Source organism: Streptomyces glaucosporus (assembly GCF_039533345.1).
In the GTDB taxonomy this organism is placed as follows: domain Bacteria; phylum Actinomycetota; class Actinomycetes; order Streptomycetales; family Streptomycetaceae; genus Streptomyces; species Streptomyces glaucosporus.
Window position 1 is genome coordinate 222,249 of record NZ_BAAATJ010000005.1, and the last position, 23,948, is coordinate 246,196.

Annotated in this window: 20 protein-coding genes and 1 tRNA gene; 7 read left to right on the plus strand and 14 right to left on the minus strand. The window is 75.0% G+C overall.

All coding sequences use genetic code 11. From position 1 onward, the window contains the following. Nucleotides 1-20: 20 nt before the first annotated feature. Nucleotides 21-926, minus strand: a complete 906-nt coding sequence (locus ABD358_RS08900) for a LysR family transcriptional regulator (protein WP_344630325.1) — start codon at nucleotides 924-926, stop codon at nucleotides 21-23. Between the two features lie 73 nt (nucleotides 927-999). On the opposite strand from ABD358_RS08900, the gene ABD358_RS08905 reads away from it, so the two are divergent. After that, the gene (locus ABD358_RS08905; protein WP_344630326.1) at nucleotides 1,000-1,986 is read left to right on the plus strand and encodes a DMT family transporter; all 987 of its coding nucleotides are present in this window, start codon (nucleotides 1,000-1,002) and stop codon (nucleotides 1,984-1,986) included. Between the two features lie 10 nt (nucleotides 1,987-1,996). Here the strand turns inward: ABD358_RS08905 and ABD358_RS08910 are convergent, their stop codons facing one another. Further along, nucleotides 1,997-3,337 carry an aminotransferase class I/II-fold pyridoxal phosphate-dependent enzyme gene (locus ABD358_RS08910; protein ID WP_344630327.1) on the minus strand — a complete coding sequence of 447 codons (1,341 nt, stop codon included), beginning with the start codon at nucleotides 3,335-3,337 and terminating at the stop codon, nucleotides 1,997-1,999. A 90-nt stretch (nucleotides 3,338-3,427) separates the two neighbouring features. On the opposite strand from ABD358_RS08910, the gene ABD358_RS08915 reads away from it, so the two are divergent. Continuing rightward, nucleotides 3,428-4,099, plus strand: a complete 672-nt coding sequence (locus tag ABD358_RS08915) for a pyridoxamine 5'-phosphate oxidase family protein (protein WP_344630328.1) — start codon at nucleotides 3,428-3,430, stop codon at nucleotides 4,097-4,099. A gap of 46 nt (nucleotides 4,100-4,145) precedes the next feature. Here ABD358_RS08915 and ABD358_RS08920 read toward each other — a convergent pair whose 3' ends face one another. From ABD358_RS08920 to selD, 5 genes are all read right to left on the minus strand, one after another. Then, nucleotides 4,146-5,129, minus strand: a complete 984-nt coding sequence (locus ABD358_RS08920; RefSeq protein WP_425576282.1) for a DMT family transporter — start codon at nucleotides 5,127-5,129, stop codon at nucleotides 4,146-4,148. Between the two features lie 197 nt (nucleotides 5,130-5,326). Continuing rightward, a complete protein-coding gene (locus ABD358_RS08925; protein ID WP_344630329.1) occupies nucleotides 5,327-6,361 on the minus strand; it encodes an EamA family transporter in 1,035 nt (344 codons plus the stop codon). A gap of 31 nt (nucleotides 6,362-6,392) precedes the next feature. Next, a complete protein-coding gene (locus tag ABD358_RS08930; RefSeq protein WP_425576277.1) occupies nucleotides 6,393-6,950 on the minus strand; it encodes a Clp protease N-terminal domain-containing protein in 558 nt (185 codons plus the stop codon). A gap of 200 nt (nucleotides 6,951-7,150) precedes the next feature. Next, nucleotides 7,151-8,368, minus strand: a complete 1,218-nt coding sequence (locus ABD358_RS08935) for an ABC transporter substrate-binding protein (RefSeq protein WP_344630330.1) — start codon at nucleotides 8,366-8,368, stop codon at nucleotides 7,151-7,153. Between the two features lie 205 nt (nucleotides 8,369-8,573). Continuing rightward, nucleotides 8,574-9,620, minus strand: a complete 1,047-nt coding sequence (gene selD, locus ABD358_RS08940) for a selenide, water dikinase SelD (RefSeq protein WP_344630331.1) — start codon at nucleotides 9,618-9,620, stop codon at nucleotides 8,574-8,576. Nucleotides 9,621-9,751: 131 nt separating this feature from the next. On the opposite strand from selD, the gene ABD358_RS08945 reads away from it, so the two are divergent. Beyond that, nucleotides 9,752-9,844, plus strand: a tRNA-Sec gene (locus ABD358_RS08945). 399 nt (nucleotides 9,845-10,243) lie between these two features. After that, nucleotides 10,244-10,951, plus strand: coding sequence for a L,D-transpeptidase family protein (locus ABD358_RS08950; protein ID WP_344630332.1), 708 nt, complete (start codon nucleotides 10,244-10,246; stop codon nucleotides 10,949-10,951). Nucleotides 10,952-11,008: 57 nt separating this feature from the next. Here ABD358_RS08950 and ABD358_RS08955 read toward each other — a convergent pair whose 3' ends face one another. The 4 genes from ABD358_RS08955 to ABD358_RS08970 all read right to left on the minus strand — a co-directional run bounded on the left by ABD358_RS08955 (nucleotide 11,009) and on the right by ABD358_RS08970 (nucleotide 15,612). Next, nucleotides 11,009-11,641 (minus strand): DoxX family protein, encoded by a 633-nt coding sequence (locus tag ABD358_RS08955; RefSeq protein ID WP_344630333.1) that lies wholly within the window; start codon nucleotides 11,639-11,641, stop codon nucleotides 11,009-11,011. A 114-nt stretch (nucleotides 11,642-11,755) separates the two neighbouring features. Beyond that, the gene (selB, locus tag ABD358_RS08960; protein WP_344630334.1) at nucleotides 11,756-13,552 is read right to left on the minus strand and encodes a selenocysteine-specific translation elongation factor; all 1,797 of its coding nucleotides are present in this window, start codon (nucleotides 13,550-13,552) and stop codon (nucleotides 11,756-11,758) included. Between the two features lie 7 nt (nucleotides 13,553-13,559). Beyond that, nucleotides 13,560-14,912, minus strand: a complete 1,353-nt coding sequence (gene selA / locus ABD358_RS08965) for an L-seryl-tRNA(Sec) selenium transferase (RefSeq protein WP_344630335.1) — start codon at nucleotides 14,910-14,912, stop codon at nucleotides 13,560-13,562. Nucleotides 14,913-15,027: 115 nt separating this feature from the next. Beyond that, nucleotides 15,028-15,612, minus strand: a complete 585-nt coding sequence (locus tag ABD358_RS08970) for a PadR family transcriptional regulator (RefSeq protein ID WP_344630336.1) — start codon at nucleotides 15,610-15,612, stop codon at nucleotides 15,028-15,030. A 195-nt stretch (nucleotides 15,613-15,807) separates the two neighbouring features. Here ABD358_RS08970 and ABD358_RS08975 point away from each other — a divergent pair, with 195 nt between their 5' ends. After that, nucleotides 15,808-16,629, plus strand: a complete 822-nt coding sequence (locus ABD358_RS08975; RefSeq protein WP_344630337.1) for a PhzF family phenazine biosynthesis protein — start codon at nucleotides 15,808-15,810, stop codon at nucleotides 16,627-16,629. A gap of 69 nt (nucleotides 16,630-16,698) precedes the next feature. Here ABD358_RS08975 and ABD358_RS08980 read toward each other — a convergent pair whose 3' ends face one another. After that, nucleotides 16,699-17,469 (minus strand): CPBP family intramembrane glutamic endopeptidase, encoded by a 771-nt coding sequence (locus tag ABD358_RS08980; RefSeq protein WP_344630369.1) that lies wholly within the window; start codon nucleotides 17,467-17,469, stop codon nucleotides 16,699-16,701. 212 nt (nucleotides 17,470-17,681) lie between these two features. Then, nucleotides 17,682-19,178 carry a glutamate-cysteine ligase family protein gene (locus ABD358_RS08985; RefSeq protein ID WP_344630338.1) on the minus strand — a complete coding sequence of 499 codons (1,497 nt, stop codon included), beginning with the start codon at nucleotides 19,176-19,178 and terminating at the stop codon, nucleotides 17,682-17,684. 499 nt (nucleotides 19,179-19,677) lie between these two features. On the opposite strand from ABD358_RS08985, the gene ABD358_RS08990 reads away from it, so the two are divergent. Both ABD358_RS08990 and ABD358_RS08995 read left to right on the plus strand, forming a co-directional pair. Then, entirely contained in the window at nucleotides 19,678-20,268 is a 591-nt protein-coding gene (locus tag ABD358_RS08990) for a hypothetical protein (protein ID WP_344630339.1), read from the plus strand. A gap of 303 nt (nucleotides 20,269-20,571) precedes the next feature. Then, nucleotides 20,572-20,778, plus strand: a complete 207-nt coding sequence (locus ABD358_RS08995; RefSeq protein ID WP_344630370.1) for a DUF5999 family protein — start codon at nucleotides 20,572-20,574, stop codon at nucleotides 20,776-20,778. A gap of 133 nt (nucleotides 20,779-20,911) precedes the next feature. Here ABD358_RS08995 and gcvP read toward each other — a convergent pair whose 3' ends face one another. Further along, nucleotides 20,912-23,806 (minus strand): aminomethyl-transferring glycine dehydrogenase, encoded by a 2,895-nt coding sequence (gcvP, locus tag ABD358_RS09000; RefSeq protein ID WP_344630340.1) that lies wholly within the window; start codon nucleotides 23,804-23,806, stop codon nucleotides 20,912-20,914. Nucleotides 23,807-23,948: the final 142 nt, after the last annotated feature.

Here is a 23,948-nt window from a genome sequence, read left to right on the forward strand (position 1 = left end):
CCACAGGCGCCCCCGGGTCTTCAGCCGGAGACGGCGCCCGCGGCCCCGCGCAGCGCCTCCACCACCGCCCGGATGGACGGCCTGCGGTCGGCGTCCTCGCGCCAGACCGCGTAGACGTGCCGCTTCATCGTGTGCCGGACGGGAGCGACCGCGACCCCGTCCGGCACCGGACCGCGGCCGAGCCGGGGCGCCACGGCCACCCCGAGTCCCGCGCCGACCAGGGCGAGCTGGGTGTGGTGCTCCCCGGCCGTGTGGCGGACCTTGGGCTCGATTCCCTGGCCGCGCAGGGTGAACAGCAGCCAGTCGTGGCAGAACTCGCCGTCGGGCCAGGAGATCCACTCGTCGTCGGCGAAGTCCGCCAGTTCCACCGGTCCGGTGCCCGCGCGGGGATGGCCGGCGGGCATCGCCACATCGGCCGGATCGTCCAGGAGCGGCTCCTTGGCCAGCCCGGCGGGCAGGGAGAGCGGGCGGTTGTACCAGTCGAGGACGACCGCGAGGTCGATGTCCCCCCGCACCAACCGCGGTACGGCCGTGTCGGGCTCCATCTCCTGGAGTCGGACGCGGAGTTGGGGGTGGTCGGCGCGCAGGGCCGCCAGGACGGCGGGGAACAGGCCGCGGGCGGCGGTCGGGAAGGCGCCCAGCAGCAGTTCGCCGACGGCCCGGCCCCGGTGGGCCTCCAGGTCCGCCTCGGCGAGTTCGAGCTGGGAGAGGATCCGCCGGGCGTGCTCGGCGAGCAGGCGCCCGGCGTCGGTGAGCCGGACGCCGCGGCCGTTCCTGGCCAGGAGCTGCTGACCGGTCTCACGCTCCAGCTTCGCCATCTGCTGGGAGACGGCCGAGGTGGTGACGTGGAGGCCCTCGGCCGCGCCGCTCACCGAGCCGTGGCGGGCGACGGCGTGGAGGATACGGAGCCGGTCCAGATTCAACATGTAAGCGATGCTAAGCGGTTCCCTCCATGAAATCTCGCTTGTCCTTAACCGTCGTCGGCGGGATCGTTGACCCATGTCCACTACCGCTCCTCTCCGCGGCGCACCGGGCCCCGGCCCCTCCGGCAGACCCGCGGGCCCCGTCCCCTCCGGCCCGCCGACCGCCCGCCGCCGTCCCGCCGTCGACTGGCGGATCCGTTTCGCCGCCCTCTGCCTGATCTGGGGCTTCAGCTTCCTGCTGATCAAGGTCGGCACCCAGGGCTACGCCCCGCTCCAGGTCACCCTGGGCCGTGTGGTGTTCGGCACGGCCGTCCTCGGCGCGGTCCTGCTGCTGCGGCGCGAGCGGCTGCCGCGGGGCGCGCGGACCTGGGGGCACCTGGCGGTAGCCGCGTTCCTGCTGAACGTGCTGCCGTTCACGCTCTTCGCCTACGCCGAGCTGACCATCTCCTCCACGCTGGCGGGCATCTGCAACGCCACCACCCCGCTGTGGAGCATGGTGCTCTCCCTGGCCGCCCTCTCCGACGACCGGCCGACGAGGCGCAGCGTCGCGGGGCTCGGCATCGGTTTCGCCGGAGTGCTGATCGTGCTCGGCGCCTGGCAGGGCTTCGCCGGCCAGGACGCCGGGGGCACGGTCATGGCTCTGGTGGCCTCGGCCAGCTACGCGGTCGGCTGGGCCTACGTCCGGCGCACGCTGGCGAACGCCGGCGGTTCGAACCTGGCGATGTCCACCTCCCAGCTCATGCTGGGCACGGCCCAACTGGCGGTGGTCACGCCGCTGTTCACCTCCTTCCCGACGTCGTTCCCCGTCGTGCCGCTGCTGGCGGTCGCGGCACTGGGCGCGCTGGGCACCGGGGTGGCCTTCCTCCTGCAGTACGGGATGGTGGCCGAGGTGGGGCCGACCACGGCCACCCTCGTCACCTACTTCCTCCCCGTGATCTCCACCTCGGCCGGCGTGCTGCTGCTGGACGAGCGGCTGACCTGGAACACTCCCGTCGGCGCCCTGATCGTGCTCGCCGGCGCGGCGCTCACCCAGAGCCGGCCGCGGCGGCGGACGGAGGCATAGCCGCCGGCGTTCAGCCGTACCGCCGCGCACCGGAGGGCCGGATCGCCGACGCCACCGCGTCGGCGACCGGCCCGATCTCGTGCGCGGCCAGGTCCGAGACGGTCAGCCGGACACCGGGCGGCGAGGCGATCCGGAAACGCGCTCCGGGGGCGACGGCCCATCCGGCGCGCAGCAGCCCGGCCACCGCGCCGGTCTCGTCGGGGACCGGCACCCACACGTTCATCCCGCTGCGCCCGTGTGCCGCCACCCCGCGCTCGGCGAGCGCGGCGAGGAGCGCGTCGCGGCGCCGCCCGTAGGAGCGGGCGGTCTCGGCCGGATCCACCGCGCGGCTCTCCCACAGCGCGGCGACGGTGTGCTGGAGGAGGTGGCTGACCCAGCCGGGGCCGAGCCTCTGCCGCCCGCCCACCCGGTCGACGGTGACGGTGTCGCCGGTCAGCACGGCCAGCCGCAGGTCGGGGCCGTACGCCTTGGCCGTGGAACGCACCAGCACCCAGTGGTCCACGGGGGCGTCCGGGGCCGCCAGCGGATGCAGGGGGACGTCGACGATGCCGTGCCCGTGGTCGTCCTCGATCAGCAGCACGGCGGGGTGCCCGGCCAGCACCCGGCGCAGGTCCCGGGCGCGTTCGGCGGTGACGGCGGCGCCGGTGGGGTTCTGCGCCCGGTCGGTGACGACCAGGGCCCGTGCGCCCTGCCGCAGCGTCCGCTCCACCGCGTCCGGCAGCGGGCCGTCGTCGTCGAGGGCGACCGGCAGCGTTCTCAGGCCCAGCGCCGGAAGGAGGTCCAGCAGGCTTCCCCAGCCCGGGTCCTCCACGGCGACCGCGTCCCCCGGTTTGAGGTGTGCCATCAGCGCCCGCTCGATGGCGTCCAGGGAGCCGGAGGTGACGGCGACGGGACCGGCGGGGACGCCGTCCGCGTCGAACGCGGCGCGGGCGAGCCGGGCCAGGTCCTCGCTGACGGCGGGGGCGCCGTAGAGCGTCGGGGCCTTCTCGTGGCGGTCCGCGGCGGTGGTGAGGGCGTCGCGCAGCGGCGGCAGCAGCGCGGGGTCCGGGTTGCCCTCGGAGATGTCGCGCACGCCCGGAGGGGCCTCGACCCGGATCGCCTCGCGGGGGGTGCTGGCCGGGCGGGGCCTCACCCGGGTGCCGCGCCGTCCGGCCGTCTCGACCACGCCTCGTTCGCGCAGCATCCGGTAGGCGGCCGCGACCGTGTTGGGGTTCACCCCCAGGTCGGCCGCCAACTCCCTCACCGGCGGCAGGGGTTGCCCCGGCTCCAACTCCCCCGATCCCACCGCGCGTTCCACGTCGGCGGCGATTTCGGCTGCGCGCCGCCCAGCGATCCGATACTCTCCTAGCACAAAATAAACTATGCACTAGAACAAAACCCGCGAGCAAGTCGGCAGACCGGTCGGCCGAAGGCACAGCCGGAAGACACAAGGAGTGAGCGCATGTCCGCCACCGCCCCGGAGAGCGAGTACGCCCCGACCCAGCGCACGGTTCCGACCCGGGGCCGCGATCGCGCCGCATACGACCGCGCACTGGTGCACGCCATCCTCGACGCGGGGTACGTCTGCCACCTCGGCTTCGTCCGCGACGGGGCGCCGGTCGTCCTGCCCACGCTCTACGCCCGGGTCGGCGAGCGCCTGTACGTCCACGGCTCCACCGGCTCCCGCCCGCTGCGCGCGGCCGGGCGGTCCGACACCGGGCTGCCCGTGTGCCTGACGGTGACCCATCTGGACGGCCTGGTCCTGGCCCGCTCCGCCTTCCACCACTCCGTCAACTACCGCTCGGTGGTGGTGCACGGCACCGCCCGCCAGGTGACCGACCCGGCCGAGCGGGCCGTCGCCCTCGACGCCCTGGTCGACCAGGCGGTCCCCGGCCGCTCGGCCGACACGCGTCCGCCCAGCGCCCGGGAACTGGCCGCCACCGCCGTCGTCGCCCTGGACCTGGAGGAGGTCTCGGCGAAGGTCCGCACCGGCGGCCCGAACGACGATCCGGAGGACCTCGTCCTCCCCCACTGGAGCGGTGTGCTGCCGGTGCGCCAGGTCCTCGGCCCCCTCGTCCCCGCCGACGACCTGGCCCCGGACGTCGCCGTGCCCGGCTACCTCGCCGCGTTCTGAGGGGGCGGGCGCGGGCCGGACTCCCGGCCCGCGCCCGCCCCGCCGGTCAGACCCCGGGTTCCGGCGCCCGCCGTCCCCCGGAACCCGGCCGGGCCTCGGCCACCGCCAGACCCGCCACCGCGGCGAGCAGCAGGGCGGTGCCCAGCACGGTCGCCGCGGTGAGCCGCTCGCCCAGCACGGCGACCGCGATCACGGCCGCGCTCACCGGCTCGATGAGCATGATCACCGAGGCGGTGGCGGCCCGGACGACCGCCGCTCCGGCGAAGTACAGCGCGTACGCCAGCGCCGTCGGCACCGCGGCCGTGTACGCCAGCAGAAGCACCACCCGCAGCGGATCGGCGGTGGTGTGCGGCAGCAGCCCCTCTGCCAGGCCGAACGGCAGCAGGCACACCGCGCCGATGCCGAACGCCCAGGTGGTCGTGGCGTACGCGTCGCCACCGGAGCCCTTCCGGCCCATCCACCGGGTCAGCAGGGTGATGGCGGCGTAGCCGGAGGCGGACAGCAGCGCCAGGGCGACGCCCGGCGGCCGTACCGCCGCCCCGTCACCGCCCAGGCACAGCACCGCCAGGCCGGCGAGCGCGCCGGCCACGGCCGCGAGGCCGCCGCGTCCCAGTCTCTCGCCCATCGTCAGCCGGGCGCCGACGGCGATCAGCACCGGCCCGGCGCCGAGGGTGACCACCGTGGCGACCGCGAGCCCGGTGGCCTGGACGGACGCGAAGTACGCCGTCTGGAACAGGGTCAGCCCCAGCCCGGTGGCGGCGATCCGCCCCGCCCGGCGGCGACGCGGCTCGGGTGCGGCCGGGGCGGCGGTACGGCCGCGCCGGGCGGCGCGCAGCGGGAGGAAGGCCAGCAGCAGGGCGATCCCGCCGATGTACCGCCAGAAGGACAGGGCGACGGGTCCCAGGTCACTGGCGCGGTACAGCAGGGCGGCGGCGGCTCCGGCGGTGCCCCAGGCGATCCCGGCGACGATCAGGCAGAGCAGGCCGCGCCCGGTGGACAGGCCGCCGGAACGAAAGGCGGAATCATCGATTCCGCCCGAGGGTGCGGAAAGGACGGAAGCAGGTTTCGACACGTGTGGGTTCTCCGCGTACGTCGGGAAGCGATCGGTGGTCCCGTACGCGGGCAGCGCCGACTCGCGCGGCGGCGGTCACGCCCGGCGCGCTCCGGTCTCGGCGGCCCGCCCTACGCGGCGGGAGGGGGCAGCACGGTCGAATGCACGACCGCACCCTACGAGGCGGACGCGTCCCGGGACAACCGCGTCCCCTCGTCCCCGGTCCCCCCGGCGCCGGACGGCGCCCCGCCTCCGGCCACCGGACCGGCGGACGGGGCCGCGGGAGCGGCGCGCTGCGCGATGAACGCCCCGACGAGCACCACCGCTCCACCGAGCACCTGCACGGCCGACAGCCGTTCGCCGAGGAGCACCCACGCCAGCACGGTGGCGACGACCGCCTCCAGACAGGCCACGACCCCCGCCACCTGGGGCGAGAGCCTGCGCACCGAGATCACCCCGGTCAGATAGGCGGTCACGGTCGCCACCACCACGATCCACGCCAGCAGCGCGACGGCCGGCACCTGGGCGCCCCCTATCTCCGCCCGTCCGCCGAGCACCTGCCACGCCATCTCCCACGGGCGGGCGACGGCGGTGAGCACCAGCGCGCCGAACAGCAGTCCGTAGGCGATGACCCCCAGCGGATCGGGTGCCGCCGGACCACCGGAGGAGGCGGTGCCGTGGTCGGAGAGCACGAAGTAGCCGACCTGGCAGCAGGCCGCGCCCAGCGCCAGCAGCAAACCGACGGGGTCGAACCCGAATCCGGCCCAGATCTCCACCACACAGGCCAGTCCGCCGACGGCGAGGACCACGCCGACCCCCGCCGCCCGGCTCACCGGCCGGCGCTGGACGAAGCGCACCCAGCCCAGCACCAGCGCGGGCGCCAGGTACTCCACCAGCAGCGCCACCCCGACCGGGATGCGGGAGATCGCCGCGAAGTAGCAGGCCTGCACGCCCGCCACGGCCAGCAACCCGAAACCGGCGAGCAGGGCCGGGCGCCGCCGCACCAGATCCCGGTGCCGCCAGGCGAGCGGCAGCAGGACCAGGGCGGCCCCCGCGACCCTCAGCCAGGTGACGTGCAAAGGGTCGAGACCCGCGTTGATCAGTGGCTTCGCCGCGGGCCCGGAGCCCCCGAAGGCGAGGGCCGACACCAGGGCGAGGGTGAGTCCGGTGCTCCGCCCGGAGGAGGCCGGCGACGGCTTCGTGGCATGCATCGGGCCATGATGGCAGGAATCGACAGGAGTGTCAGCGGCAGTGCCCCTGACATTGGGGGCCGGTGGCGCGGGTCCGCGCCCACCCCCCGGGGACCGCGTCCGCGCGGCGCAGCACCTCCATCGCCCGGCACCCCGGATCGTCGGCCAGAGCCGCCAGCAGGTCCGTCCCTTCGGCGCGTGTCCCGCCCCGCTCCCGCGCCCGCCGCAGCGCGCCCTCCAGCGCGGCCACCGCGGCCGGGGACCAGCCGGCCGGGCCGCGGCGGCCACCGGGGCCCGGGGCCGGAGCCGACGGGGCGTCCCCGCCGGTGCCCTCCACCCTGCCCTGCCAGCGCAGCCCGTAGCCGATGCTGCGCTGCGCCAGGTAACCCAGCAGCCGCGTCAGCCGGACCGGGCCGCCGAGGGCTGAGCGGACGGCCGGGTCGGACTCGATCAGGCCGTGCAGCAGATGGGCGGTGTCGACGTGCCGGTCGCCGTCCCTTCCGGCCCGGCGGCGCGCGCTCGACAGCGCCGCGACCAGCTCGGCGCCGAGCAGGTCACCGGCGTACGGATCCGCGTCCGCGGGCTCCGGGGAGGACAGAGGACTGTGCACGTACCAACCCCATCACCTTCCTCGCGCCCCGGCATCCCCGCCCGGGGCCATTCACGTGTACGACCGGAGTCGGGGACGCCGCGTGTCGCCTCCTCCTTGCGGGGGAGGAACGGACGGTCCCGTTTCGCCCGGCGGCTGCGGGCGGTCGGCTCCGGCCCGTCACCCGGGCCGGAGCCGACCGCCTCGCGGAGCGGAGCCCGTCAGCCGAGCGGCACGAGATCGCCGTCGACGGGCAGCCCCTCGACTCTCCGGTTGGCCACGACGCGGAGTTCCTGGCCGTGCCTGCGGCCCGGCTGCCACTGCCCCCCGGACAGCCGCACGGTGGCGACGTTGGGCACGGGCCCGGAGGTCCAGTCGAGCGGCCCGGCGACGGTCTCCAGACGGGTCCGGCCGAGCGCCTCGGCCACCGATGCCGCCTGCGTGGGATCGTCCGCCGTGGCCAGGGCGTGCGCGGCCACCTCGAACAACGCGTAGGCCAGTCCGAGCGGTTGGAGCCACTGCCGGCCCGTGCCCTGCTCGTACGCCTCGGCCAGCTCCGCCGCGCTCGTCCCGTCGATCGACGAGCGGTAGGGGTGGCGGGGGGACCAGTAGACCAGCGTCGCCACGTTCTCCTGGGCCGGCCGCTCCCCCGAGCCGGTGGTGGTGGGCGGGTAGGCCAGCCACCGCGAACAGGTGATCATCTTCGGGCGCAGACCCCGCTCGGCCGCCCGCTCGCGGAAGAGCGCCAGATCCCTGCCGGTGGCCGCGCTGGTGACGATGTCCGCGCCCTCGGCCAGGAACGCCTCCAGGTGCTCGTCGAACCCGGAAGCGGGCTCGCGGTAGCCGACCGGGTCGAGCAGCCGGTGCCCGCGTGCCCGGGCCGCCGGCAGGAAGCCCAGTTCGGGGTGGCGCGACCATTCGCCCTGAGGACCGCCGTTCCACAGGCAGCCGACCGTTCGCGCCGGGCCGCCGGCGATCTCCCACAGGTCCGCGAAGGTCTCGGCGATGTCGTCCAGGCCCCAGCAGAAGTGGTAGGTCCAGCGGAACGGCCGCTGCTGCGTCCCTCCCCGCCCGTAGTAGTAGACCTGCCAGGGAAAAGTGCTGGACACACAGGGGACGCCCAGCTCCTCGCAGGTGTCGGCGACGGCCGGGAGCACCTCCGTGCCGGCCAGGGTCAGCACGATCCGCGCGTCCTCGTCCCTCACCAGTTCCCGTACCGCCTCCCGCGCCCCGCCGGCGCACGAGCGGCTGTCCCGGCTCACCAGGCGCACCTCGTGGCGCCGCCCGCCGTTCACGACGCTCCGCAGCTCCGGCTCCAGCAGGGACATGACGAACGCCAGGGGGTCCCCCAGTTTCGACAGCCGTCCCGTGCGCGCGACCACCACGCCCACCGTGAGGGGCCCTCCGCCCGTTCCGCCCGTTCCGCTCGTCACCCGCACGATCCGCCCTTTCCGCCGAGCCGGACACTTCCCCCCGGTCAACCGCGGGCGGGGCGGAACGTCACGGGCCGTCGGGATGCCGTCCCAGGGGTCGGTGCACGGCGTCCTCCGCCCGCCCCGGGCATGCGCCACGCACCCGGCCGTGCACCAGGGCGCTGCCGTCTCCGGCTCGGGCGACGGGGCTGCGGCGGGGACGGCGGGCGGCTCAGCGGACCACCACGGCGTGCTCCCCCGGCGGGACCAGCTCGCCGATCACGGGCGCGCCCGGGACCTCCCCGGCCACCAGGAGGCCGCCGGAGGTCTGGGCGTCGGCCAGCAGCAGCCGGGTGTGCTCGTCCGCGGCGCCGAAGTCGGTGTGCGGGGCGGTCCAGTCGAGGTTGCGGCGGGTCCCTCCGCTGACGTAGCCGTCCCGGACCGCCTCCCGTGCCCCGTCCAGGTAGGGGACGGCCGCGGAGTCCACCACGGCCGTCACCCCCGAGGCGCGGGCCAGCTTGTACAGGTGGCCCAGCAGCCCGAAGCCGGTGACGTCCGTGGCGCACCGCGCGCCGCCCGCCACCGCCGCCTCGGAGGCGTCCCGGTTCAGCGCCGCCATGGTCTCCACGGCCTGCGGAAAGACCTCGCCGGTGGCCTTGTGCCGGTTGTTGAGCACGCCCAGGCCCAGCGGCTTGGTCAGCGACAGCGGCAGCCCCGGCCGCCCGGCGTCGTTGCGCAGCAGCCTCTCCGGGTCGGCGATCCCGGTGACCGCCATGCCGTACTTGGGCTCCGCGTCGTCGACGCTGTGCCCGCCGCCGATGTGGCAGCCCGCCCGCCCGGCCACCTCCAGCCCGCCGCGCAGCACCTCCCGGGCCAGGTCGAACGGCAGCCTCCCCCTCGGCCAGCCCAGCAGGTTCACCGCCACCAGGGGGCGTCCGCCCATGGCGTAGACGTCGGAGAGCGCGTTGGCGGCGGCGATCCGCCCCCAGTGGTACGGGTCGTCCACCACCGGTGTGAAGAAGTCGGCCGTGGCGATGACGGCGGGGCCGCCCCGCGGGCCGGGAAGGCGGACGGCGGCCGCGTCGTCGCCGGTGTCCAGGCCGACCAGCAGTTCGCCCGCCGGGTCGGCGGGGACCCTCCCCAGCAGCCCCGACACCGCCTCCTCCAGCTCCCCGGGCGGGATCTTGCAGGCGCAGCCGCCGCCGTGCGCGTACCGCGTCAGCCTCACGCCGCTTCCCTGCGACGCCTCCCGACCGGCCGTCTCGCCCCTGGTGTACATCGCGCTCCCTCCTCGCCGACGCGTCCGGCACACATTGCCGCGTGCGCGCCGCCGGAAACGCCGGGCGGGAGATTGACTCCGGTCGGGGGGCGGGTTTGGATGATCCGTGTCCGGGCCGGCATGTCCGGCATGGAGGCGTAAGGGTGCCTGGTGGCCCTCCCGGTCTTCAAAACCGAGGTGCCCGAGGATCTCGGGCAGGTGGGTTCGATTCCCATCCGCCTCCGCCGTACGGCCCGCGGAAGAGCGGGCCGGAACCGGCCCCGCGGCGTACCGGTGGTGCGTCGCGGGGCCGGCTCCCGTCCCGGCGCCCCGCTCGTCCCGCGCCGGCGCGGCACCCCTCCGCAACCGCTCCGCCCCGGCCTTCCTCCCCGCGGTCCCGCGGTCCCGCGCATCGCGGAACGCCGGCGTCCCCGCTTCCGCCCGGCGCCCGGACGCCGGGCGGAAGAACGTCCGATTCGTGACGTGCTCCCGTACAACCGAACGGCCCGGTCCGTCGTCTGACTCCAGCGAGGAGACGGCGCCCCGGCGCACCCCGTACCCGCCCGTCTCCTCGGCACGCACAACCGGACGCGGTCGGCGCCCCGCCGCCGCGGGCGGGTACACGGGGAGGGAGACACACGACCATGCGCACACCAGCGGCCCAGGGCCGCAGACTCGGGGCGCTGCTCGCCGCCGCGGCGGTGGCCGCGCCCCTGGCGGTCGCCGCCGGCGCCGCCCCGGCGCACGCGGCGCCGGCCTGCACCACGAGCACGGGTCCCCACCAGAAGCAGGTCGAGGGCTTTCTCGGCCTGAAGGTGGACGGCAGGCAGTCCCCCTCGGACTGCAAGGCGATCCGGTCCTTCCAGACCAAGCACGGCATATCGCCCAACATCGGTTACGCCGGCCCCGTCACCTGGGGCGTGATGAACCTGATGAACAAGCAGAAGGCCGCGGGGAAGAACCCGAACAAGGCCGGGAAGTGCCCGACGAACAAGGGCCGCATCGCCTGCGTCGACCTCACCCGCCAGCTGAGCTGGATCCAGGACGGGAAGAAGCTCGTCAAGGGCCCCGTCCCGGTGCGGACCGGACGCGACGGGTACGAGACGCGCACCGGCGCCAAGAAGATCTACTGGCGCAACAAGAACCACTGGTCGACGATCTACGACGTGGCCATGCCCTACAGCCAGTTCTTCGACGGCGGGCAGGCGTTCCACTCCATCAAGGGCAGCGTGTGGTCGCCGCCGGGTTCGCACGGCTGCGTCAACATGCGTCCCGACGACGCCGCGGCGTACTGGAGCCTGCTGAAGAACGGCGACGACGTCTACGTCTACGGCCGCAAGCCGGGCACCTGATCGCACGCCCGGTGCCCGGCGGCCGTGACGCGGCCGCCGGGCACCGGTTGTGACGCTTCAGGACGGAAGGGGCCCCGCGCCGGGAGGGGTGGCCTGCTCGGGGCCGCTGCCGAGCGCTCCGGCCCGGCGGCGCAGTACGACGGCGGCCGCCGCGGCGCTCGCCACGAAGCAGGCGGCCGTCATCCAGGGGCGGTTGAACCGGTGGCCCAGCAGCCGGTCCAAGGAGTGGCGCCCGGGCCCGGTGACGGCCAGACAGGTGGCGACGAACCCGAGGAAGGCCGGGTACTCGTAGCCGCCCTCGGTGACGAAGAAGCCCGCCGGTGCGTGGACCGACACCGCTCCCGCCATGGTTCCCGCGACCGCGGCCCCCGCGGCCGGTGTGGCCAGCCCCAGCGTCAGCAGTGCGCCGCCGCCCGCCTCGGCCGCCCCCGCGGCGAGCGCGCTCTGCCCGCCGGGCCGGAAGCCCATCTGCTCCATCGCCTGCCGGGTGCCCTCCAGCCCGTGCCCGCCGAACCATCCGAACAGCTTCTGGGCGCCGTGTGCGAAGAGGAGACCGCCCGTGCCCACCCTGAGGACCAGCAGCCCCAGGTCGCCGCGGTTCGACGCCGGCCCCGGCGCCGTCCTCGATCCCGGCCTCGGCGTCGGGACCGGTGTCGGCTTCGGTGTCGGCAACAGCATCGGCATCAGCATCGGGGCACCTCTCCACGGTCCGGTCGCCCTTCCCAGCCTCACCGCTCGCCCCGGAGCCCACCACCCGCGCGGTCCGTTCGGGGCAGCCCGCTCCGGCCGCCGCCCGGCAGCCCGTCAGGGGGCGTCCGGGCCGGCGGGCGGCGCGCAGCGGCGACGGGTGCCGTCCAGGCGCACCGTCAGCCCGCGCGCGTCCAGGTGCTCCAGCAGGGGGATCACGACCCGGCGCGTGGTGTCCAGGGCGCGGCGCGCCTCGGCGGCGGTGAACGGCTGCTCCAGCCGGGCCAGGAGTGCGGCCGCCCTGGTGTCGGCGCCGGGCAGCAGCACGATCCCGTCCCCGATCCTCAGCAGGGCGCCCGCGGCGACGGCGGCGGCGATCACGTTCGGGGCCAGGCCGAGTTCGGCCAGCCGGTGCGCCTCCGGCGCGCGGAAGGGGGCGCGGCGCAGCTCGGCGCGGACGGCGTCGACCGCCTCCCTCACCCGGGGCGGCAGTCGGGGGCGGGCGCTGTTGCCGTAGACGCGGCCGTCGCGCCGCTCCAGCCGGGGCCCGCCCGGGGGGGCGGTGTCCACCAGGGCCTGTACCAGGGCGCGTTCGGGCAGGCCGAGGGCCCGGCGGGCGGCCTCGGTGGGCAGTCCGGGGTCCATGGGGTGCCGTGCCGCGTGCTCCTCGACCACCTCGGCCAGGCGCCTCCGCAGCGCCGCCCAGTGGCCGGGGTCGGCGAGCCAGTCCCCGGCGACGGGCTCGGCCGGGGGCGGCACCCCCATGGCCAGCAGTTCCGCGCGCCGGACCAGTCCGCGGCGGCGCAGCTCCGCCGCCCCGTCCGGGGTGCCGGTCGCCGTCTCCAGCTGGCGGGCCCGCGCCCGTCCCGCGCCGCGCCGCTCCAGCCGGGGCGGGCGGACGTCGAGCACGGTGAGCCCGGCGGGGATCCGGTGCCGGGCGGGGTCGCGCAGCAGTGCGGTGTCGCCCACCCGCAGCGGCAGCGGGCGGACGAGCGTCAGCCGGGCGGTGTCCTCGCCCAGCGGCCGGACGCCGGCGGGGACGGCGGCGGATCCGGCGTGGAGGACGAGGTCCCGGGGCAGGTCGGCCGCCGGGTCGCCGTGCAGCCGTACGTCCAGCAGGGCGGTGGTGAGCCAGCGTCCGGGGGTGAGCAGCGCGTCGCCCCGGTGGAGGGCGTCGGCGGCGGCGCCGTGGACGTTGACCGCGACGCGGGCGACCGCGCCCACCTCCTCCCGGTCCTCCCTGAGGGCCTGGAGGCCGCGGACGCGGACGGCCGTGCCGCCACAGGCCGTCACGAGGCGGTCGCCGGTGCGGATCGTGCCCGCGGCGAGCGTCCCGGTGACCACGGTGCCGCGGCCGCGCACGGTGAACGCCCGGTCCACCCACAGCCGCACGTCGGCGGCGCGGTCCGGCTCCGGCAGGGCGGCGGTCAGCCGGACCAGGGCGGCCCGCAGGTCGTCCAGGCCCTCTCCGGTGACGGAGCTGACGGACACGGCCTCGGTGCTTCCCAGCGAGGTCCGGGCGATCCTGGCGAGCGCGTCCGCGCGCACGGGCGCCGGGTCGGCGAGGTCGCTGCGGGTGACGGCGAGCACTCCGTGCCGTACCCGCAGGGCGTCCAGGACGGCGAGGTGCTCCTCCGACTGCGGCTGCCATCCCTGGTCGGCGGCGACCACCAGCAGGACGGCGGGGACGGGGCCGATACCGGCGAGCATGTTGCCGACCAGCCTCTCGTGGCCGGGGACGTCCACGAAGGCGATCCGCCCGCCGCCGGGCAGGCGCGTCCACACGAAGCCCAGGTCGAGGGTGAGGCCCCGGCGGCGCTCCTCCTCCCACCGGTCGGGTTCCATGCCGGTGAGGGCCCGGAGCAGCGACGACTTGCCGTGGTCGACGTGCCCGGCGGTGGCGACGACGTGCACGGGCCGGTCACCCCCTTCCCTCGTCCGGGCCGGTGCCGGCGGCCCTGCCCGCCCGCCGTACGGCGTCCGCGACGTCGGCGTCCTGCTCCTCGGGCACGGTGCGCAGGTCCAGCAGGCACCGCCCGTCCTCGACGTGCCCCAGCACGGCGGGCGTGCCCCGCCGCAGGCGCGCGGCGTACTCCCCGGGCAGGGACACGGCCGCGCTGGGCAGGGTGACGCCGGGGGCGCCTCCGCCGCCGACCGCGGCCTCGCTGTCGGCGGCGTGTGCGTCGATGCCCGTGCCGCGCAGCTCGGCGGCGAGGTCTTCGGCGCGCGTCCGCAGGCGCCGGGGGTCGGCGTGGAGCATGGCGTGGACCGGGGTGGCGGGGCCCCGCACGGTGGCCTCCAGGGCGGCCAGTGTCAGTTTGTCGACGCGCAGCGCGCGGGCGAGCGGGTGGCGGGAGAGGCGCCGGACGAGGTCGGCGCGGCCGAGGATCAGTCCGCACTGCGGGCCGCCCAGGAGTTTGTCGCCGCTGGCGGTGACCAGGGACGCGCCCGCGCGCAGCCAGCCGGTGGCGTCCGGCTCGTCGGGCAGCGCGGGCTCGGGCCGCAGCAGCCCGGAGCCGATGTCGGCGACGACGGGGACGCCCAGCCGGGCCAGTTCGGCGACGGAGGCCGAGCGGGTGAAGCCGGTGACGCGGAAGTTGGAGGGGTGCACCTTCAGCACGAAGCCGGTGCCGGGGCCGATAGCCGCCGCGTAGTCGCCGGCGCCGGTGCGGTTGGTGGTGCCGACCTCGCGGAGCCGCGCGCCGGTGGAGACCAGCAGGTCCGGGAGGCGGAACCCGTCGCCGATCTCGACCATCTCGCCCCGGCTGACGACGATCTCCTTCCCCGCGGCGAGCGCGGTCGCGGCCAGCACCAGGGCGGCGGCGCCGTTGTTGACCACATGGGCGGCCTCGGCGGGCGGCACGGCCTCGGCCAGGGCCGCCACGGCCGAGGCGCCGCGCCGGGAGCGGGTGCCGGTGGCCAGGTCCAGTTCCACGTCGGTGGGGCCGCAGGCCGCGGCCATCGCCTCCCGGGCGGCCTTCGACAGCGGTGCGCGGCCCAGGTTGGTGTGGAGCAGGACGCCGGTGGCGTTGATCACCGGCCGCAGTCCTCCGGCCGTCCCGGGCAGCGCGGCGGCAGCGGCGTCGGCGACCGCCTCCGGCGGGATCTCCCCCCTCCGGGCGCGCTCCAGGGTGCGGGCGACGACCGATCTCACCAGTGTGCGGCCCAGCCGTCCCGCGGCCCCGGCCAGGCGCGGATCGGCGAGCACCACGTCCGTGCGGGGGAGCCGGCGCCGGGTGTCCGCTCCGGTCGCCGTCACGGTGTCGCGGTGCATCCGGTGGCCTCCTGCGGGACGGTTGCGGGCGTCGGCCAGGTTAGGCGCGCGGGGCCCGGTGCGGGCGGCGCCGCACCGGGCCCGGTCCCCCGGCCGGGCTCTCGGCGTCCTCCCGTCAGTCCTCGTCGGCGAGGATGAGGTAGAGCCGCCTGCGCGCGTCGTTGACGACGGCCAGGGCCTTCTCCCGCTGCTCGGGCGTTCCGGTGGCCCACACCTGCCGGAAGGCCTCGACGAGTCCGGTGCCCGCCTTGCGCACCTCGTTCATCGCCTCCCAGTCGATGCCGCGTCCGGCCTCCTCCCAGGGGGCCTCGGGGCCCTCCTCGGCCTCGGCCCGTCCGGCCCCGGTGAGCGAGAAGAGCTTCTTGCCGCTCTCGCTGGCGCTGGTGATCAGCCCCTCGTCCTCCAGGAGCTGGAGGGTGGGGTAGACGGATCCGGGGCTGGGCTTCCACGCTCCGCCGCTGCGTTCGGCGATCTCCCGGATCATCTCGTAGCCGTGCATGGGCCGGTCCGCGAGCAGGGCGAGGATCGAGGCCCTCACGTCGCCGCGCCGGGCCCGGCGGTGCGGTCCGCCGCGTCCTCGTCCCCGTCCTCCGAAGAAGGGGCCGTCCGCTCCGAAGGGCGGACCGAAGGGGCCGAAGGCGGCGCGGCGGAAGCCGGGGCCCGGGCCGTGGTGTCCGTGGTCGTGTCCTGGGGTGCGCATCGTCCGTGCCTTCTTCCTGTCGCGGGATCCTCCGTGGAAGTCGATCGATCGCAATATTCCACCGATCGATCCAGACACTTCAACGATATATCGGAACTGTGTCGCCAGCAAGCCCCCGGATCCACCGGGCGGCGATGCCACTCATCCGGAACTGGCCGTGTCCCCGCGCCTCACCCGCTCACTAGGCTCGCGATCATGAGAATCCGTATCGTCGACGCGTTCACCGACCGTCCCTTCGCGGGCAACCCGGCCGGCGTCGTGCTGCTGGACTCCGGGCCGTTCCCCGGCGACGACCGGCTCCAGCGGATCGCCGCCGAGGTCAACCTCTCCGAGACCGCCTTCGCGCATCCGCTGCCCGGGGACGCCGGGGCCGACTGGGCGCTGCGCTGGTTCACCCCCGCCACCGAGGTCAACCTGTGCGGGCACGCGACGCTCGCCACCGCCCACGTCCTCCACACCACCGGCGCCGCCACGGGCACCGTCCGGTTCGCCTCCCGCAGCGGCGTCCTCACCGCCACCGCGGCCCGGGACGGCTCGATCACCCTGGACTTCCCCACCGCCCCGCTCACCGAGGTCTCCGTCGGCGAGGAGATCGGCGCGGCCCTGGGCGCCGAGGTGCTCTCCGCGTACGACACGGGCGAGAACGTCGGCGACCTGCTGGTCGAGCTGGCCGACGAGAAGACCGTGCGCACCCTGGCCCCGGACCTCGCCGCCGTGGCACGCCTGCCCCACCGGGGCGTCGTCGTCACCGCGCGGGCGGCCGAGGAGGACGCCCCCTACGACTTCGTCTCGCGCTTCTTCGGCCCGGCCGTCGGCATCGACGAGGACCCGGTGACGGGCAGCGCCCACACCGCGCTCGCACCCCTGTGGTCGGCCCGCCTCGGCCGCGAGACGCTGACCGGCCTCCAGGCGTCGGCCCGCACCGGTCTGGTCCGCACCACGCTGCGCGGCGAGCGCACGCTGCTGACCGGCGACGCCGTCACCGTCGTCGACGGGGAGCTGCTCACCGGACCGTGAGGGAGCGCGTGGGAGGACCCACGGGAAACGCCCCGCCCGTGCGGGCGGGGCGCACGGGCGGGACGGGTCTCAGGCGGTGGGCAGCCAGTCCACCCGGCCCGCCAGCAGCGCGTACCCGACGAACGCCACGATGTCGATCAGCGCGTGCGCCGCGACCAGCGGGCCGACCCGCCCCCACCGCCGGTACAGCAGCACGAAGATCACGCCCATCGCCACGTTGCCGACGAACCCGCCGATGCCCTGGTAGAGGTGGTACGAGCCGCGCAGCAGGGAACTGGCCGCCAGCGCGGCCACCGGGCTCCAGCCCAGCCCGTCGAGCCTGCGCAGCAGGTAGCCGACGACGATGACCTCCTCGACCACGGAGTTCTGGATCGCCGAGGCGATCAGGACCGGGATCTTCCACCACACGTCCGGCAGCGACTCGGGCACCACCGTGAGGTTGAGCCCGCTCGCCCGCGCACCGAGGTAGAGCAGCAGTCCGCTGCCGCCTATGCCCGCCGCGACCACCGCGCCCCAGCCCAGGTCGAACCCGGGCCGGCGCAGGTCGAACCCGATCCCCCGCAGTCCCGGCCCGCCCCGGCCGCCGGCCCCCTCGCGGGTGAGGAGGTGCGCGACGAGCAGCACCGGCACCAGGGCGGTGGCGATGCCGAACAGCTGCCAGGCCAGGTCCAGCCAGGGGCGGTCGGGGGCGTGGGAGCCGTTGAGCCGCGCCGCCTGGTCCTCCAGGCCGCCGGGCCTGGTCAGCGCCCCGGCGAAGCTGATGAGCGCCGACACCCCGCTCGCTCCCAGCGACAGCCCCAGGACGAGCAGCGTCTCGTGGCCCAGGACCCGGCGCGGCACCGCGCCCCCGCCCGGCTCCCCGCCGTGCTCCCGGTCCCCGCCCCGGTGCCCCGGGTGTTCCGGTTCGCGTTCCCCGTCCCGCACGCCTGGTCGCACTCCGCCTCCTGTTCGGCCGTTCCTCCCGCCGGTGCCTCCCGGCCCGGGACGAACAGCTTGCCCCACCGCCTCCGTCCGCCGGCCGCGGGGTTCCCGGCGGGGCCGGGCGGGGTGGGCTACGGGCCCACCGGCCAGCCGTGCACCGGCTCCCCGGTGCGGACCAGCTCGCAGTAGCGCCGCACCGTCGCAGCCAGGGCCTTCTCCCGGTCCAGCCCGGCGTCCAGGGCCCGGTGGTAGGAGGTGGCCTGCCAGGAGGCGCCGTTGACGCGTCGGCGGCAGCGCTCGTCGACGACCGACAGGTAGCGGTCCCGGTCGCCGGGCTCGATGCCCCAGGCGTCCAGGCCGGCGGCGGCCATCGGCAGCAGCTCCTCCCGCACCAGCCGGTCCACGGGGACGGCCGCCAGGGAGCCGCCGCGTCCGGGGCGGGGCCACCACAGCTGGGCCTCCATGCCGTGGCGGCAGGCGTTGTCGAAGTTCTCGGCCGCGGCGGAGAACGGCATCCGGCTCCACACCGGGCGTGCCTCGTCCGCCATCGCGCGCACCAGCCCGTAGTACAGGGCCGTGTTGGCCAGGACGTCGGTGACGGTGGGACCGGCCGGCAGCACCCGGTTCTCCACGCGCAGGTGCGGCACCCCGTCCGAGACGGCGTACACGGGGCGGTTCCAGCGGTAGATGGTGCCGTTGTGCAGGACCAGTTCGTGCAGCGAGGGGACGCCTCCGCCGTCGAGGACCTCCAGCGGGTCCTCGTCGCCGCGGATGGGCAGCAGGGACGGGAAGTAGCGGACGTTCTCCTCGAACAGGTCGTACGCCGACGAGATCCACCGCTCGCCGAACCAGGTGCGGGGCCGCACCCCCTGGGCGATCAGCTCGGGCGGCCTGGTGTCGGTGGCCTGGAGGAAGAGCGGAGGACGGGACTCGCGCCACAGCTCGCGGCCGAACAGGAAGGGCGAGTTGGCGCCCACCGCCACCTGAACGGCCGAGATGACCTGGGCGGCGTTCCACACGTCGGCGAACCGGTCGGGCGTCACCTGCAGGTGGAGCTGGACGGAGGTGCAGGCCGCCTCCGGGGCGATGGAGGACGAGGTGTACCGCAGGCGCTCCACCCCCTCGATGTCCAGGACGACCTCCTCGCCTCGGCTGGCCATGACCTGGTCGTTCAGCATGGTGTAGCGGTCGACGGCGGTGAGGTTCGCGGAGACCAGGTCGTCCCCGGTGAGCGTCGGCAGAATGCCGATCATCACGATGCGCGCGCCGAGCTCCCCCGCCTTGCGGTCGGCATAGGCCAACCCGGTGCGCAACTCCTCCGCGAGCTGGTCCAGCACGCGCCCGGACAACCGGTGCGGAAGGATATTCACCTCCAGATTGAACTGCCCCAGTTCCGTCTGGAAATCCCGGCTCGCAATGCGCTCCAGTACCTCGGTGTTCATCATCCGGGGCATCCCCTCGGCATCCGCGAGGTTGAGCTCGATCTCCAGCCCCATGAGGTCGCGCGGACGGTCGAAGCGCTGCTCGTCCAGCAGGCGCCGCAGCCCCTCGAGACACCGGTGGAGCCTGTCCCTGTAGTGCTGGCGGTCGGACAGGCCGAACTCGCCGGCCACGACCTTCTCGCCCATCGAAGCGTCCCTCCTCCAGTGAACCGTGACCGGATGATGCCCCGCCGATGCGAGAGATAACGCACCATCTGCGGGCGGAGGACGCTAAGCTGATGCCGACGGCTTTCACCGGGCACATTCCCAAGGCATGCGGCTTCCGGCACAGATGGTTGCCGACGGCATACGGATCCTCACTTGTGAGAAATACCGAAAAGATACAGACGACCGCATAGCCAATCATTCCCGAGGTCAGCGGCCTGTCGTCCGAGGACTCGCAGATGAAACCCCCGGAAAAATGTCCTGATGCCCCCTTGCCGGTAACATGCGAGACGGCTAGTCGAAACACCGACTGAACACCCGTCGTATAAACTCCACAAAAGCGGCCGAGACGCGGCTCCTCACACGAGCGCCGTTCCGTCGAAGCCTTCCCTCCGGCCCCTTTCGTGGCCTCCCAGTACGCCGACAGCGCCGTCCGCGCCTGCTGAGCACCACCGTGTCTCCGAGCGAGAGGCGACCCACCATGCCCCTGCGTGTCCAACCGGCCCCGGCACCCGCTCTGCGCAGCGTGCACGCGGCCCTCGGTTCCTCCACCGGTCTCCGCGGCAAGTTCACCCCTCCCGGTCCGCAGGCCCGGACAGGCTCCGTGCGACCGGACCTCCCCCTGCCCCTCCACGTGCTGGACGGGATCACGGCCGCGGCCGGCCCGCCCCGCACCCGACTGACCGGCTGGCGCTTCCTGCTGCGCGACGCCCATGGCGTGGTGGGGGCCGCCGAGGCCATGCTCACGGCGGACGGCTGGACGTTCTCCCACTTCTGCGAGGGGCCGTTCATCGCCTCCACCGAGACCGCCCTGGCGCTGGCCGAGACGCTGCCGACGACGTACCAGCCGCGGCTGCTGTCCGTGCCGGAGCTGTACATGCTCACGCTGTGGCTCCACGGCGACACGGAGGCCGACGCCGCGGGCGGCTCCCCCGCACCGGACGACCTGCTGGTGCCGCTGGCCCCGGCGCCGCCGGGGATCGCCGCGCACCGCCCGCACCGTGTCGACGGCCTGCTGCCGCTGCTGACCCGCCGGCTGGTGCCTCCGCCCCTGCTGGGCACGCCCGCCTGAGGGAGACGCGCGGCACAACCGCAGGTGCGATGCCCCGCGGCCCGACGGCCGCGGGGCATCGCGCTGTTCCCCCCACCTCATTGACTAGTCTTTCTCGGTGGCAACACCACCCGAACGGATTACTCTTTCCTCCGCGCTCACCCGGGAAGGGCGCGCGCCGCCAAACTGTGGGAAGAGCTGCGCCGAAATCCCTGCGGAATTCCTCCTTCTACGGCCAGACTGGGCCGACCGACAGATACGGGGGCGGTCATGGAAGACACCTCGAATCGCAGCACCACCACACCGCAGCGAAAGAACCCCATCATGTGCCAGCACCAACCACCCTGCCCGTCAGCCGACTCCCCCGACCGCGAGGCCGCCCACCTGGTGGCGCACTTCCCGGAACAGGGCTGGAGTCTGCTGTGCAACGGCGTCCTCCTCTTCGAGGACACCGGTGAGCTGCTGCCGGACGGGCGGATCATCGCACCCCACCGGCCGCTGGTCACCGGACACGTCACGACCGCGGCCTGAGGCCGCGGCGCGCCCGCTCCAGGGTCCCGGCGTACGGGAGCGCGGGCGCCCCGGCACATGCCGGGGCGCCCGCGCTCCCTGTCCCGCGCTGTCCCGCGCCCTTCCGTTCCGCGCTGCCGCGGCGGGCGGGCCGTCAGCCGTCGTACTCGTCCAGCGGCGGGCACGAGCAGACCAGGTTGCGGTCTCCGTAGGCTCCGTCGATGCGCCGCACCGGAGGCCAGTACTTGTCGGCCGCGACGACGCCCCCGGGGAAGGCCGCCTCCTCACGCCCGTAGGGCCGCCCCCACTCCCCCGCGATCTGCGCCGCCGTGTGCGGGGCGTTGCGCAGCGGGTTGTCCTCCACGCTCCACTCGCCCGAGGCGACCTTCTCGATCTCGGCCCGGATCGCGATCATCGCGTCGCAGAAGCGGTCCAGCTCCGCGAGGTCCTCGCTCTCGGTGGGCTCGATCATCAGCGTCCCGGCCACGGGGAAGGACATCGTCGGGGCGTGGAAGCCGTAGTCGATCAGCCGCTTGGCGACGTCGTCGATGGTGACGCCGGTGGCCTTGGTCAGCGGGCGGACGTCGATGATGCACTCGTGCGCGACCAGGCCGCCCGGGCCGGTGTAGAGCACCGGGTAGTGCGGCTCCAGCCGCTTGGCGACGTAGTTGGCGCCCAGCACCGCCACCTGCGTGGCGCGGCGCAGCCCCTCGGCGCCCATCAGCCGCACGTACGCCCACGAGATCGGCAGGATGCCCGCCGATCCCCACGGCGCCGCCGAGATCGGCCCCACACCCGTCTCCGGACCGGCCGCGGGCTGGAGCGGGTGGTTGGGCAGGTAGGGCGCCAGGTGGGCGCGCACTCCGATCGGCCCGACGCCCGGGCCGCCGCCGCCGTGCGGGATGCAGAACGTCTTGTGCAGGTTCAGGTGGGAGACGTCCGCGCCGAACTTCCCCGGCCTGGCCAGGCCGACCAGCGCGTTGAGGTTGGCGCCGTCGACGTAGACCTGGCCGCCGGCGTCGTGGACGGCCGCGCAGATGTCGGTGATGTGCTCCTCGAACACCCCGTGGGTGGAGGGATAGGTCACCATCAGCACCGCGAGCTCCTCGCGGTGCTTGTCGATCTTCGCCCGCAGGTCCTCGACGTCCACGTCGCCGTTCTCGCCCGTCTTGACCACCACGACCTTCATCCCGGCCATCACCGCGCTGGCCGCGTTGGTGCCGTGCGCGGAGGACGGGATGAGGCAGACGGTGCGCCGCTCCTCGCCGTTGGCGCGGTGGTAGGCCCGTACCGCCAGCAGGCCGGCCAGCTCGCCCTGCGACCCGGCGTTGGGCTGGAGGGAGACCTTGTCGTAGCCGGTGACCTCGGCCAGCCGCTCCTCCAGCTCCCGGATCAGCGTCAGGTAGCCCTCGGCCTGCTCGGCGGGCGCGAAGGGGTGCAGACCGCCGAACTCCGGCCAGGTGACCGGCTCCATCTCGGTGGTGGCGTTGAGCTTCATCGTGCACGAGCCCAGCGGGATCATGCCGCGGTCCAGGGCGTAGTCCCGGTCGGCGAGCCGGCGCAGGTAACGCAGCATCGAGGTCTCGGAACGGTGCCGGTGGAAGACGGGGTGCGTCAGGTAGCCGCTCTCGCGCAGCAGTCCGCCGGGCAGGGCGTCGCCGGCGGCGGCGTCCAGCCTGTCGACGTCCCCGGCGCGGGCCCGCACCCCGAAGGCCTCCCAGACGGCGGCGAGGTGCTCGCGCCGGGTGGTCTCGTCGCAGGCGGCGCCGACCAGGTCGGCGCCGTCCTGGCGCAGGTTGATCCCGGCCTCCCGGGCGGCGGCGACGACCTCGGCGGCCCGCCCCGGAACCCGCGCGGTGACGGTGTCGAAGAACGCGTCGTGCACGACCTCGACCCCGCCCTCGCGCAGCCCCGCCGCCAGGACGGCGGCGTAGCGGTGGGTGCGGCGGGCGATGGCGGCCAGCCCGTCGGGGCCGTGGTAGACGGCGTACATCGAGGCCATCACGGCGAGCAGCACCTGGGCGGTGCAGATGTTGCTGGTGGCCCTCTCGCGGCGGATGTGCTGCTCGCGCGTCTGCAGGGCCAGGCGGTAGGCCGTGGTGCCGTCGGCGTCCACCGAGACGCCGACCAGCCGGCCGGGCAGGCTGCGCGCGTACGCCTCCCGTACGGCCATGTATCCGGCGTGCGGTCCGCCGAAGCCCATCGGCACCCCGAAGCGCTGGGTGGTGCCCACCGCGATGTCGGCGCCCAGCTCGCCGGGCGGGGTCAGCAGGGTCAGGGCGAGCAGGTCGGCTGCGACGGTGACGACGGCCCCCAGCTCGTGCGCCCGCTCCACGACGGGCCGCAGGTCGCGCACGGCGCCCGAGGCTCCCGGGTACTGCAGCAGCACGCCGAAGACGCCGCGCTCGGCGACCTCGGCGGGGATCCCGTCGGACAGGTCGGCGACCACGATCTCGACGCCGGTGGGTTCGGCGCGGGTCTCGACCACGGCGATGGTCTGCGGCAGGCAGTCGGCGTCCACCAGGAACACGCCGTCCTTGACCTTGCCCACGCGGCGGGAGAGCGCCATGGCCTCGGCCGCGGCGGTGCCCTCGTCCAGCAGGGAGGCGCCGGCGGTGGGCAGGCCGGTCAGGTCGGCCACCATGGTCTGGAAGTTCAGCAGCGCCTCCAGGCGCCCCTGGGAGATCTCCGGCTGGTAGGGCGTGTAGGCGGTGTACCAGGCCGGGTTCTCCATGACGTTGCGCATGATGACCGGCGGAGTGAAGGTGCCGTAGTAGCCCAGGCCGATCATGGACTGCAGCACCTGGTTGCGGGAGGCCAGGGAGCGCAGTTCGGCGAGGACCTCCGCCTCGCTGCGGGCCGCGGGCAGGTTCAGCGCCTCGGTGCTCCTGATCACCTCGGGCACCGCGGCGGCGGTCAGCTCGTCGAGCGATCCGTAACCCACCTGGGCGAGCATCTTGGCCCGGTCGCCGGCGTCGGGGCCGATGTGGCGGTCCTCGAAGGGCGTGCCCCGCTCCAGCGCGGTGAGGGAGATGCGGTCGTGTGTCATCTGCGGAGGCCTCCTGGTCTCTGCGACCTGCGGGGGGCACCACGGCACGGGCGCCCGAACGGCCTCCCCCTCTGTCATCTCGACCTGAGAGCTTCACCGGCCCGTGTCCGCGACCCGGCTTTCACCGTCGGTGAGGAGGGGC